At 43.9% G+C, this 13,113-nt stretch carries 9 protein-coding genes; 8 read left to right on the forward strand and 1 reads right to left on the reverse strand.

The features are described 5' to 3' along the window. Positions 1-190 precede the first annotated feature (190 nt). From F941_RS16515 to F941_RS07910, 5 genes are all read left to right on the forward strand, one after another. Positions 191-352 carry a hypothetical protein gene (locus tag F941_RS16515; RefSeq protein ID WP_167571628.1) on the forward strand — a complete coding sequence of 54 codons (162 nt, stop codon included), beginning with the start codon at positions 191-193 and terminating at the stop codon, positions 350-352. Positions 353-696: 344 nt separating this feature from the next. Beyond that, positions 697-2,325, forward strand: a complete 1,629-nt coding sequence (locus F941_RS07895) for a long-chain-fatty-acid--CoA ligase (protein ID WP_005009851.1) — start codon at positions 697-699, stop codon at positions 2,323-2,325. Between the two features lie 217 nt (positions 2,326-2,542). Next, positions 2,543-3,430, forward strand: coding sequence for a DMT family transporter (locus tag F941_RS07900; protein WP_005009852.1), 888 nt, complete (start codon positions 2,543-2,545; stop codon positions 3,428-3,430). A gap of 191 nt (positions 3,431-3,621) precedes the next feature. Beyond that, positions 3,622-5,790 (forward strand): glycerol-3-phosphate 1-O-acyltransferase PlsB, encoded by a 2,169-nt coding sequence (gene plsB, locus F941_RS07905; protein ID WP_005009854.1) that lies wholly within the window; start codon positions 3,622-3,624, stop codon positions 5,788-5,790. A 376-nt stretch (positions 5,791-6,166) separates the two neighbouring features. Then, positions 6,167-8,368 carry an OsmC domain/YcaO domain-containing protein gene (locus F941_RS07910; RefSeq protein ID WP_005009862.1) on the forward strand — a complete coding sequence of 734 codons (2,202 nt, stop codon included), beginning with the start codon at positions 6,167-6,169 and terminating at the stop codon, positions 8,366-8,368. A gap of 80 nt (positions 8,369-8,448) precedes the next feature. Here F941_RS07910 and F941_RS07915 read toward each other — a convergent pair whose 3' ends face one another. Beyond that, positions 8,449-9,081, reverse strand: coding sequence for a TetR/AcrR family transcriptional regulator (locus F941_RS07915; RefSeq protein ID WP_005009867.1), 633 nt, complete (start codon positions 9,079-9,081; stop codon positions 8,449-8,451). A gap of 114 nt (positions 9,082-9,195) precedes the next feature. Here F941_RS07915 and F941_RS07920 point away from each other — a divergent pair, with 114 nt between their 5' ends. From F941_RS07920 to F941_RS07930, 3 genes are read left to right on the forward strand one after another with little or no spacing between them, the layout of a single operon-like run. Beyond that, the gene (locus F941_RS07920; protein WP_005009869.1) at positions 9,196-10,200 is read left to right on the forward strand and encodes an HlyD family secretion protein; all 1,005 of its coding nucleotides are present in this window, start codon (positions 9,196-9,198) and stop codon (positions 10,198-10,200) included. 6 nt (positions 10,201-10,206) lie between these two features. Continuing rightward, the gene (locus F941_RS07925; RefSeq protein ID WP_005009871.1) at positions 10,207-11,982 is read left to right on the forward strand and encodes an ATP-binding cassette domain-containing protein; all 1,776 of its coding nucleotides are present in this window, start codon (positions 10,207-10,209) and stop codon (positions 11,980-11,982) included. 1 nt (position 11,983) lies between these two features. Then, positions 11,984-13,111, forward strand: a complete 1,128-nt coding sequence (locus tag F941_RS07930) for an ABC transporter permease (RefSeq protein WP_005009874.1) — start codon at positions 11,984-11,986, stop codon at positions 13,109-13,111. Positions 13,112-13,113: the final 2 nt, after the last annotated feature.

A 13,113-nucleotide genomic window follows, 5' to 3' on the forward strand; every position in this document is an offset into this window, starting at 1 on the left:
TGCATACAACTGTATCTATATATCGATTCATTACACTATAAGCAGTAGCAAAGTTATAACAGTTTCTTATGCATAGAACCTATCTGTTATATTTTTTCAGTCTATTTCTGTGTCTACACAGACATCTATCTCTTTTTCATAATGTACATAGCGCATAAACAGCAAATAGGTGATTGTGATGAAAGATTCGATGAAAAACGAAGAGCAGGCAAGAAAAGCGCCGCAGTACGCTGATAGCGGTCTTTCTGATAAAGCCTTTAAAAACATGATTATCTGGTTTTCAATCTATGCAGGTCTGTTTTGCATTGGGGTCATTGTTGCCATCAATGCAGATCAAATTAATATGGGTTAAAACGCCGTACTGAGTTTTATGATCGGTATTGAAATCAGTTTAAAATATGAATCAGAGCATCTTAAAAGCCGTCCAGCCTGCAGCTGAATGGCTTTTTTATTTGTTTAGAATAATCATAATTTAAGCATCACTTCGTTTTCTCATTCGCCAATGAATTGCCTAATAAAAAACGAATTTTGCAGTCTAAAGAAAACAGTAGTCAAAGCTGGATTTCTGGGTTAAAACAATTGGACAGGCTTGATGTATGCAGGATTTATACATCGCATAAGTTTAATGAGCTTATAAAAATTACGGCAGAGACGCCGTTTTGGCATAAAAATGGATAAAAGCATAAGGAGTATAGGATGCTTGGCAATATGATGTTTCAGCCTTTATTGATCAGCAGCATGATTGAGCATGCGGGGCGCTATCACTCAGATACTTTGATTATTTCTAAAAATACTGATTTAAGCATCACCGAAACCAATTGGGGTAAAGTTCGGAATAATTCTAAACGCTTTGCGAATGTTTTAAACAGCCTAGGCGCAAAGCTGGGCGACCGCATAGCCACAATTGCATGGAACAATCATCGTCATTTAGAATCTTGGTATGCCATTTCGGGCAGCGGCATGGTCTGCCACACCATTAACCCAAGGTTATTTCCAGAGCAGCTGGTGTTTATCATTAATGATGCAAATGACAAAGTCATTTTATTTGATAAGACCTTTTTACCGCTGATTAAAGCAGTGAAACCCATGCTGAAAAGCGTAGAGCACTTTATTTGTCTGGATGCGCCTGATGCTGCCGTTAAGGAACAGGTGCCTGATGTTCAATTTTATGATGATTTGATTGCGCAGCACTCTGAACAATTTGCATGGCCTGAATTTGATGAACTGACAGCAAGCTCTTTGTGCTATACCTCGGGAACAACAGGCAACCCGAAAGGGGTGCTGTACAGCCACCGTTCTACAGTTTTGCACAGCTATGGCATTTGCATGCCAGATTCGCTGAATATCTCTGCACGCGATATTATGCTGCCTGTTGTGCCTATGTTTCATGTCAATGCATGGGGTACGCCATATGCTGCAGCAATGGTGGGATGCACTATGGTATTGCCAGGGCCGGGATTAGACGGCGTGAGCCTGGCAAACATGATTGATACCTATAAGGTTTCTGTGGCTTTAGGTGTTCCAACCATTTGGCAAGGGCTGATTAATGCCGCCCAGCAGTCGGGAACCAAGCTGGAAAGCCTGAAACGCAATGTTGTCGGGGGCTCGGCTTGCCCGCCAGCCATGATGAAAGTGTTTAAAGAGCAATTTGATTGTGAAACCATTCATGCATGGGGCATGACAGAAACCAGTCCTTTGGGCACGTCTTGCCAGTTTAAAGCGAAGCATCAGCATTTAAGCGATGAAGAAAAGCTGCAAATCCGTTTATCGCAAGGCCGTCCGCCGTTTGGTGTAGACCTGCGTATTACGGATGAAGAAAAAAGCACACATGAGATTGAGCGCGATGGGAAGACCTCAGGCAATCTTCAAATTAAAGGGCATTGGATTATCCAGAATTACTTCGGCAAAGCCGAATCGGCATTAACCGCGGACGGCTGGTTTGATACCGGCGATATTGCCACTTTAAATGAAGACGGCTATTTGAAAATCAGTGACCGTTCCAAAGATTTAATTAAATCCGGCGGTGAATGGATTTCTTCAGTCGAACTGGAAAATATGGCGATGGGCCATCCTAAAATTGCCATGGCAGCAGTAATTGCTGCAATACATCCTAAATGGGATGAACGTCCAGTGCTGATTGCGATTAAAAAACCAGATGCTGACTTATCTGAAATAGAAATTTTAGGTTACTACGCAGATAAAGTGGCGAAATGGCAAATTCCAGATAAAGTCATTTTTGTGGACAGCATTCCTTTAAGCGGCACAGGAAAAATGCTGAAAAAAGATTTGCGTGAACAATATGGAAACGTGCTGCTGAACAGCTGATCTCTCTGGCGAAAATTAAATGACGCATCTGCAAAAGCCCAATCTAAACAGATTGGGTTTTTACTTAAAAGAAGGCGGAGCCATCACACATATAAAAAATCCTTCGCAGAAACATAAAAAAGTTCAAAGGGTTAATCGTGGCGGTTTCCTCGTAATTGCTGCTTAAACGGAGTAGATTAAGGATTCTTGCTTCAATTTTCTGCAGTTTAGGCACTTCATGTTTTCTAGCTGGATTCTATTTACTTTGATGGCCGCTTTTATGCAGTCATGGCGTAATGCTTTTCAAAAGCAATTAAGCGCAACGGTTGATGTGTATGGCGTGACGCTCGCGCGGTTTCTATTTGGTTTTCCATTGGCTGTTTTGTATATCTTCTGGCTGTACCAATCGCATCCTATTCAGCTGCATGCCAGTTTTACCCCCATGTTTTGGGTGTATATTTTGATTGCAGGATGCAGTCAAATTTTGGCTACCATCTTGATGGTGATGCTCTTTAAGCAAAAGAATTATGCAGTGGGCGTGGGACTTGCAAAAAGTGAAGCCATTTTAGCGGCATTAATCGGCGTCATGCTTTTGCAGGAGCATTTAAGCTTGCTTGGCTGGGCCGGGGTGGTGATTGGCGGCGCCGCGGTTTTCTTACTCAGTAAAGGGCATCAGCGGCAAAAGCTGTCTTTATCCACCTTAATGATCGGTGTTGGCAGCGGTTTAAGTTTTGCCATTACATCCCTTTTGGTTCGGGAAGCCAGCCTTGAATTAAGCGCTTTACCCTTTTTACACCGGGCGGCTTGGGTGCTGCTGTGTGTCATTGGTTTTCAATGCATCAGCCTGCTGCTTTATTTGGTCATATTCAGCAGGAAAACACTTAAAGCCATGTGGCAGCGGATTGGCCTAACCTTTAAAGTCAGTGTCTGCAGCTTTATGGCATCCTTGGGCTGGTTTAGCGCCATGAGCATGCAATCGGTTGCGATTGTCAAAACATTAGGGCAGATTGAAGTTCTGTTCAGTTTATTAATTTCGGCGTATTTCTTTAAAGAAAAGCTGGCCCGCAGCGATCATTGGGGGCTGTGTTTAGTGGTCATTGCCGCCATTATGGTGATTTGGGCATAAGCAGGGAAAATGGTGCATTCAGCCGCTATTTTCTTGAAGCGCACCAATGGAGTACACAGGGCCAAAAAGGCAAAAACTGCTTCAAATAATGAAAATACAAGAGAGATAAATAATTTATCTCCATTTTTGCGCTGAGTAGATGTATTATTTCCCACAGAATATACTTTTATAGAAGAACTGCTGAGTACCGCATGGCAACGAATCCTTATCAAAATTTTTATAGAAAATTCACCAAGAAAGTTTTAGATAAAATTGTCAGTCCGCAAGTTCTGGGCGATACGCAAGTTCTAGAAAATAAAATTAACATTGATAACCCCGAGCGGTTTCCAGTCTGCTATGTCATTCAGGACGACTCCACCTCAAATAAAGTCCTCATTGATAATGAAACGGAAAAGCGTCAATTGTCTTCGGCTTTCGCGCCATTGAGCTTAGGCGAGTATCAAGAGGATGATTCTTTTTTAACTTTGGAAGCCAGCAAGAAAAATGCGTCGTCCTTCTATCCAGACAAGCTGATCCGCTTAGTAGAATATTTGCTGAAACATCCTGAAAATGATGTGCTGCTTGTGCCTGTCACTGTTTTATGGGGGCGTTCGCCTGAAAACGAGGACAGCTGGTATAAAGCGTTAATGGCAGATGCATGGACAAAGCCGACAGGCATTAAGCAGGCTTTAAATATCACGCTGTATGGCCGTGAAAACTATATTGAATTTCATCAGCCAGTGTCGCTGCGCGGTCTGATTCAAAAAGCCTTGGAAGTGAGTCCGAATTTTTCACCTGCGCACTACGTTGTGACTGAGCTGAATACGCTGTTCAATCAATATAAAGAAGCGATCCTAGGGCCCGATTTGTCGGATCGCCGCAATGTTATTAATAAACTGATGATGACGGATGCAGTCAAAGAAGCCATTTTGACGGAAAGCATTCATAAGAAAATCAGTGTCAGCCAAGCAGAAAGCTTGGCGAAAAAATATTTAGATGAAATTGTTTCGGACTATTCATATTCAACCATCCGCTTTGCTGATATTGCTTTAACCAAGCTTTGGACACAGCTGTATGACGGAATTGAAGTGCACAATTTTGATATGGTGCGTGAACTGTCCAAAGATTATGAGCTGGTGTATGCGCCGTGCCACCGCAGCCATATTGATTATCTGCTGCTGTCCTTCGTGATTCATAAGCGCGGGTTAATGGTGCCGCATATTGCAGCCGGCATTAACTTGAATATGCCAATTGTTGGGCAGATTATGCGTGGCGCAGGCGCGTATTTCATCCGCAGAAGTTTTAGCGGCAATGCGCTGTATACGGCGGTATTTAAGGAATATGTGCATAGCCTGCTGAGCCGCAATACGCCGCTGGAGTACTTTATTGAAGGCGGCCGTTCACGTACGGGCTTATTATTGCCTGCTAAAAAAGGCATGCTGGCGATGACTATCCAAAGCCATTTGCGCGGCGACAACAAGCCTATTGTGTTTATTCCGACCTATTTTGGTTATGAAAAGCTGCTGGAAGGTTCAACCTATATTAAAGAATTAGGCGGGCAGAAAAAGCAGGCAGAATCCTTATTTGGTTTGCTGAAGTCGATTCAGAAAATTGAAAAAGTGTTTGGCAAAGTGCATGTGAATTTTGGCGAACCGGTCTATTTAGATGATCTGCTGCAGCAGAACCATGCGCCTGAACATGTCGCTTTAGAGGAAGAACTGCCTGATACTGTTAAAAGCGCCGTAAATGCAGTTGCTGAAGATATTTTAGAAAATATCAATAAAGCTGTAGTGATTAATCCTGTAAGTCTAATTTCATTGGTGCTGCTGAATGCGCCGATGCATACTCTGGCTGAACGCGATGTGCTGCTGCGCTTGGAGCAGTTCCGCAATTACTTAAAACAGAACCGCTATGATGAGCGGATGCAAATTACCGAGCTGTCGAATCAGGAAATTATTCAGTATGCAGTGCAATTAAAACAGATAGAGTTTGTTGAGCATGATAATGAGCGCTGGGTAAAAGTATGCGACAAGCAAGACGCGCTGCTGAAATATTTCAGCAACAACATTTTGCATACTTTCATTTTGGCTGCTCTGGCGGCGCATATTCTGAAAGCTCAGTCAGAAAATGGCCAAAACCTTACTGTTGATGATTTATGCGGGCAAATCATTCAAGCTTATCCAGAACTCAAAAAGCAGTTTTTCCTAAAATGGACTGAAGCTGAATTATTGGCGCAAATCAATAATGTCCTTGAGTATTTTGCGTCAGAGCGTTTGATTGACCTCCAAGAGCAGCGCATACAAATTAATGATGCAGATGATTCTTTAAGGTTTCTGTCTGCATTTGCGCACTTATATGAACTGAATCTGCAAAAAGACTAAATTCTGCAGAGGAGCATCATGATTTATTCAAGATCTCTAAAAAAGCCAGACCGTGAAAACGGTTTGGCTTTTTTATTTCATGCAGGCTTCAGAAAATATTGCTGCAATGGCGCTGAATGGCCGCCTGTTCTGTATGCTGTTTCTATTAAATATTCAGTAAAGCCAGACAAAAGTTATCAAATGCGCTAAATCTCTTTATAATACGGCCCATCTTTAAAGAATCGGCGTTTGGGCAGTTGAGAAATTTTCAAACGCATTCGGATTCTTGTCATTTTTTAGTTTTTCAGTCAATTTTTGCTCCGCGATTCAGCTGATTGATACAAATTTTAAGTTTTATGCGCCATACGCAAACGCATAAAAATATTTAGGTGCCTGCATGGAAATCAAAGTCAATTATCTCGACAACCTTCGGCAAGAAGCGAAGTTTGATGACTTCACGGTAATCGCCGATCAGCCGATCCGCTATAAAGGTGATGGCTCAGCGCCTGGCCCATTTGACTATTTCTTAGCATCATCAGCGCTTTGCGCCGCATATTTTGTGAAAGTGTATTGCGCAGCGCGCAGCATCCCGACAGAAAATATCCGGCTTTCACAAAACAACATTGTAGACCCTGAAAACCGCTATAAGCAGATTTTTAAAATTCAGGTGGAACTGCCAGCAGATATTTCTGAAAAAGACCGTCAGGGCATTTTGCGTTCAATTGACCGCTGCACAGTGAAAAAAGTCATTCAAACTGGCCCTGAATTTATCATTGAAGAAGTGGAAAGTATTGATGCGGATGCGCAAGCGTTGCTGATGCCGAGTCCAGCGTCAGAAAGCAGTACATTTATTCCCGGAAAAGATCTGCCTTTGGAGGAAACCATTGCCAATATGTCAGGTATTTTGGCAAATTTAGGCATGAAAATTGAGATTGCGTCATGGCGCAATATCGTGCCGAATGTTTGGTCCCTGCATATCCGCGATGCGCAGTCGCCAATGTGCTTTACCAATGGCAAGGGCTCAACGAAAGAAAGCGCCTTAGCGTCTGCACTGGGCGAGTTCATTGAACGCTTAAACTGCAACTTTTTCTATAATGACCAGTTTTGGGGTGAAGACATTGCCAATGCAGAATTTGTGCATTACCCCGATGAAAAGTGGTTTCAGCCAGGCCCCAATGGCGAGCTTCCTGCAGAAATTTTGGATGGCTATACGCGTGAAATTTATGATCCTGAAAATGAACTTCTAGGCACACATTTATACGACACCAATTCAGGCAATACTGCGCGCGGTATCTGCTCACTGCCTTTTATCCGCCATTCAGATGGTGAAACGGTATATTTCCCATCAAACTTGATTGAAAACTTGTACCTCAGCAATGGCATGAGTGCAGGCAATACCTTAGCTGAAGCGCAAGTGCAGTGCCTATCTGAAATTTTTGAGCGCGCCGTAAAACGTGAAATTTTGGAAGGTGAAATTGCGCTGCCGGATGTTCCAGCGGATGTCTTGGCCAAATATCCAGGCATTGTCGAGGGGATTAAAGGTTTAGAAGAGCAAGGCTTTCCAGTGCTGGTGAAAGATGCGTCTTTGGGCGGTCAATTTCCAGTCATGTGCGTGACCTTGATGAACCCGCGTACTGGGGGTGTTTTTGCCTCATTTGGCGCGCATCCGAAATTAGAAGTGGCTTTAGAGCGCAGCTTAACTGAATTGCTGCAAGGCCGCAGTTTTGAAGGCTTAAATGATTTGCCTAAACCGACCTTCAGCAGTAATGCGGTCACAGAGCCGAACAACTTTGTAGAGCATTTTATTGATTCTAGCGGTTTGGTTTCTTGGAAGTTTTTCAGCGCAAAATCTGATTATGACTTTGTCGAATGGGATTTCACCAGCCAAGGTGAAAATGCCAATGCTGAAGAAGCCCAAGCCATGTTTGACATTCTTGAAGAGATGGGCAAAGAAGTTTATATGGCGGTTTACCAGCATTTAGGTGCGACTGCTTGCCGTATATTGGTGCCTGATTATTCAGAAATTTATTTGGTAGAAGATTTAATTTTGGACAATACCAATAAAGCGCTGGCTTTCCGTGAAGACATCTTAAATATTCACCGTCTAGATGAAGAGCAGCTGGAAATGCTGGTTGAACGTTTAGAAGATGTTGAAGCCGATGACTATACGGATATCGTCACATTAATCGGCATCGAATTTGATGATAATACAGTGTGGGGACAGCTGACAATTCTTGAACTTAAGCTGCTGATTTACCTTGCTTTGCAAGAATTTGAAGAAGCAAAAGAATTGGTTGAAACCTTCCTGCAATACAATACCAATACGGTTGAACGCGGATTGTTCTATCAATGCTTGAATGTCGTTCTGGAAGTAGAACTGGATGATGATCTGGATTTGAACGATTATGAAATCAACTTCCGCCGAATGTTCGGTGATGAACGCATGGATGCGGTGATTGGTTCTATGGACGGCAGCATCCGTTTTTATGGTCTGACTGAAACCAGTATGAAGCTTGAAGGCCTAGACCGCCATTTACGCTTAATTGACAGCTATAAAAAACTGCATGCTGCTCGTGCAAAAGCTGTCGCTCTGAATTGATCACGGGCCTGTTTTCAAAAAAGGCTTTAGATAGATTCTAAGGCCTTTTTTGATGCATAACGCCTTAAGGCATCTTATTGCTAAGATTGGCCGCGTATGGCTGTTAAACCTGCGAGCGAAAAGGTTTTTAAATGCATGGCTAAATCATGTGCATCCATGTTGGAAACACTGTGCAATGGGCTGGAAGGGTTAGAACCTGCCAAAATCAGCATAAAACATGGCGCCAAGACGCTTAATATGCAGGGTAAAAGCTGAGGATGGTCAACAGGAAGGCCCGAAGCGTCACTGATCATTTGGCGCACCAGTATAAATTTGCGCGCGCCATCCTGTTCAATAAACTGATTCAGCTGTGCAGATGACGCCAGCAGCTCACGCATCAGCACTTGGCTATACCATGTATTGCCAGATAGTAATTTCACAACTAATTTTTCAAAGAACATCCCAAGCTTGTCTTCAGGAGAAAGGTTTGAAGCCACTAAATCGATTAAATCCTGTTCATCAAAATATTGCCGATGGGCTTCCGTTAAGATCGCTTGGTATAAGCCGTCACGGCCCTTAAAGTGATAGTTGATGGAGGCTAAATCCACATCTGCCGTTTCGGCAATTGCTTTATTGCTGGTCATAGCAAACCCATGCTGTGCAATTAATTCAGCTGCGCTTTGCAGAATTTTCTTTTTAGTGACATCACCGTCACTGCGCCTTAAGCGATGCATATTTCAATCAAGCTAATTTCATTTCATACACTGGAGTATATATTTTTTTGCCATTTTCATGATAGTTTAAATCTAATTTAAACTAAAAATCATGACAGATCGTTTGGGGGGCTTATGAAAAAGGGAGTGATTGTTGCCATCATTGCGGTTTTATTGATCGTTATCGCTGCTGCCATTTGGTATTTTAATAAAGATCAAAAATCAGACCAAGCCTTGACCCTGTTTGGAAATGTGGATATTCGGCAAGTGTCTTTAGCTTTTGAGCAAAGCGGCCGTATTGAGCAAATGAATGTGCAGGAAGGTGATCACATTCAAAAAGGGGATGTGCTTGCAAAATTGAACACCGATGCCCTGAATATTCAGCTGCAGGAAGCCGAGGCCCAGCTTAAAGTGCAGCAACAAACGGTGATTGAACAAGATGCCGGGACGCGTCCAGAACAGATTGCACAAGCTGAAGCGCAATTGGCTTCTGCGAAAGCGCAATCTGATAAAGCTGAAAAAGACTTAAAGCGCTTACAGGTTTTGTTTCATGATACTGCGGGTCAGGCCATCAGCAAGCAGGAACTGGATTATGCTCAAAGCAATCAAGCAACGGCTGCCGCTGCTGTCAAAGAGAAAACTGCCAATTTGGCCTTGTTGAAAAATGGCGCGCGTTCTGAAGACCGCGAAGCCGCCAAAGCGCAATTTAATGCTGTTAAAGCCAATTTAGATTTAATCCGCTATCAAATTCAGCAAAGTGTTTTAACTGCGCCAGTCAATGCGGTAGTTCGCGCCCGCTTGCAGGAAGTTGGTGATATGACCACAGCGCAAAAACCAGTTTATACATTGGCATTGACCAGCCCGAAATGGGTGCGTGTTTATGCCAATGAAAAAGACCTCAATGCAATTCAAATGGGCGCTGCAGCGCAAGTCATCCGTGATTCACAGCCAAATCAGCCGATTGATGGGAAAATTGGCTATATCTCTTCAGTTGCGGAATTTACGCCAAAAACAGTACAGACTGAAGATATTCGCACCACGCTGGTGTATGAAGTCCGTGTACATGTGAATGACCCGCAAGATGCCTTGAAAATGGGGCAGCCTGTAACCGTTAAAATTGCCAGAACGCATTCAGAGTAAACGCGCATGATAGATACTCAGGAAAACTATGTTGTGGTCGCAAAGCATTTACGCCAAATTTTTCCTGCGGCGGTAAAAAAAAGTCCCGATATCTGTGCGCTTCAAGATTTAAATATAGCCATCAAAGCAGGGCAATTGACGGCCTTGGTTGGGCCTGACGGTGCAGGGAAAACCACTTTTTTGCGTTTAATTGCAGGTTTGTATCAGCCGAGTGCCGGTTCACTTGAAGTGCTGGGTATAGATGTCGCAAAGCACCCGCAGCAGATACAAGACCGTATTAGCTATATGCCGCAGCGCTTTGGCTTATATGAAGACCTGAGTATCCAAGAAAATTTGAATTTATATGCAGATTTGCATGGCGTGCCGAAAAAGGAGCGGAAAGAGCGGTTCGCACGGTTATTGGCCATTACCGATCTAACCCAGTTTACAGCGCGTCCAGCAGGGAAGCTGTCTGGCGGCATGAAACAAAAACTAGGCTTAGCCTGCACGTTGGTGCGTTCCCCTGAATTACTGCTGCTGGATGAACCCAGTGTCGGGGTTGATCCATTATCACGGCGGGATTTGTGGCAGATTATTCAGCAGCTGGTGGCAGAAGAAAATCTTAGCGTCATCATCAGTACCGCGTATATGGATGAAGCGGAACGCTGCGCGGAAGTCTATGTTATGTATGAAGGGCAAATTTTGACACAAGGCAACCCGGAAGCCTTAAGTGAACAGGTGCGCGGGCTGACGTGGCAAGCCAAGCCGCCAAAGGACATGAAAGCCCGACTCTTGCAGTCACACTTATTAGACCTGCCGGCATATATTACAGATGCAGTGCCTAAGGGCGATGTCGTGCGTTTTATCACTACAGCGCAATACCCGCAATTGGCGCCAGAACATTTGCCTGCACAGACACAGGTTGAAGCGCGTCCGCCCGAACTTGAAGATGCATTTATGCTGTTTTTGCATCAAGCGCAGCGTAAAGCAAACAGTGAATCCATGATATCAAACGGCGATGTTGATCCCTTAATTCAAGCCAGTTCTTTAGCAGATCCGGCAAACGCGCAACCCATCATTGCAGTTAAAGATTTAGTCCGCAAGTTTGGTGATTTTACCGCTGTTGCCAGCACTTCATTTGACGTGCAGCGCGGGGAAATTTTTGGCTTGCTGGGGCCCAATGGTGCAGGCAAAACCACGACTTTTCGCATGCTGTGCGGTTTATTGCCTGCCAGTTCTGGCACTTTAGAAGTTGCAGGGGTGAACCTCCGTTACGCGCGTGCTGAAGCGCGGCGGAAAATTGGCTATGTATCGCAAAAGTTTGCGCTGTACAGCAATTTAACGGTACTGGATAACCTTAAATTTTTTGGAGGCGCTTATGGGCTCAGCGGTAAAAAGCTTTCTTTGCAAATAGAAAAAGCACTGCACCAATTTGAACTCAATCCTCATGCCAAAAGCGGCGATTTGCCCAATGGCTTTAAACAGCGGTTATCGATGGCCGCGGCTTTACTGCATCAGCCTGAAATTGTGTTTTTAGATGAACCTACCAGCGGCATTGACCCGCTGGCGCGGCGTGCATTTTGGTATACCATCGGTGAACTTGCCAATCACGGCATGACGATTATTATCACCACGCATTTTATGGAAGAAGCAGAATACTGTGACCGCATTGCGATACAGGATGCAGGCAAAGTTTTAGCATTAGGTACGCCCAAACAAGTCCGCCTGCAGGCAGGCCTAGAACAAGCGCATGACATGAACAGCGCTTTTATTGCCATTGTTGAACAGGCACGGAGGCACTGATATGCATTTCAATGCTTTTTCCCGCCGTTTAGTGGCTCTAATATGCAAGGAAAGCAATCAATTGCTGCGCGATAAAAGCAGCATGGCGATTGGTTTAATTTTGCCAATTATCCTGATTTTATTATTTGGCTATGGTTTGTCATTTGATTTGAGTAATGGCCGAGTTGGCGTGGTTGTACAGCACAGTACGCCGCAAAGCGATCAGCTCATTTCAGGCTTAAATGGCAGCACTTATTTATCCGCTACGCCGTTTACCAGTTTCCATGAGGCTAAAGAAGCAATGGGGCGGGATGAAATTGACGCGATTGTCAATGTGCCTTCCGATTTTGCAGAACAGCGTGAAAATGGCAATGCCAGTATTCAAATTATTACCAATGGCCGTTCCACCAGTATTGCGTCTGCTTTGCAAGGCTATATTTCTGGCGCTTTTGCCACAGCACAGGCTATTCAGGCAGACCGAAGCAATGCAGAAAGCGCTGCTGGAATCATTACCGTTGAACAGCGGATGTGGTTTAACGAGTCGGCAAACAGTACTTGGTTTTTAGTCCCAGGTTTAATTGTTTTAATCTTAACCCTTGTTGGGGCTTTCCTGACAGGGCTGTTGATTGCTCGAGAGCGTGAACGCGGTACGCTGGAAGCCTTATTTGTGACTCCTGTTCGGCCTTTAGAGTTAGTATTGGCCAAGTTAACGCCGTATATTGTGATTGGCATGATTGATATTGTGGTGTGCTTATTGGCCGCATCGCTCAATTTTGATGTGCCTATTCGCGGTTCTCTGCTTTCTATTGTCAGCGCATCTTTTCTCTATCTGATGGTGTCGCTGCTATTGGGTTTAACCATTTCAGGATTTTCATCCAGTCAGTTTCAGGCCAGTCAAATGGCTTTATTGGCCAGTTTTATGCCAGCGATGATGCTATCTGGATTTGTATTTGATACCCGCAACTTGCCTGTTGTGATACAGGTCATTAGTCAAATTTTACCTGCAACCCATTTCATGACCCTCATTAAAACCTTATTTTTAGGTGGCGATGATTGGCGCTTATGGCTAAAAGAATGCGGCATTTTAATGATTTATATTGTAGTGCTGACCACAGCATCGTGTATTTCACTGAAAAAGCGTTTGAGGTAATT

This window comes from Acinetobacter bouvetii DSM 14964 = CIP 107468, from assembly GCF_000368865.1.
Taxonomy (GTDB): Bacteria; Pseudomonadota; Gammaproteobacteria; order Pseudomonadales; family Moraxellaceae; genus Acinetobacter; species Acinetobacter bouvetii.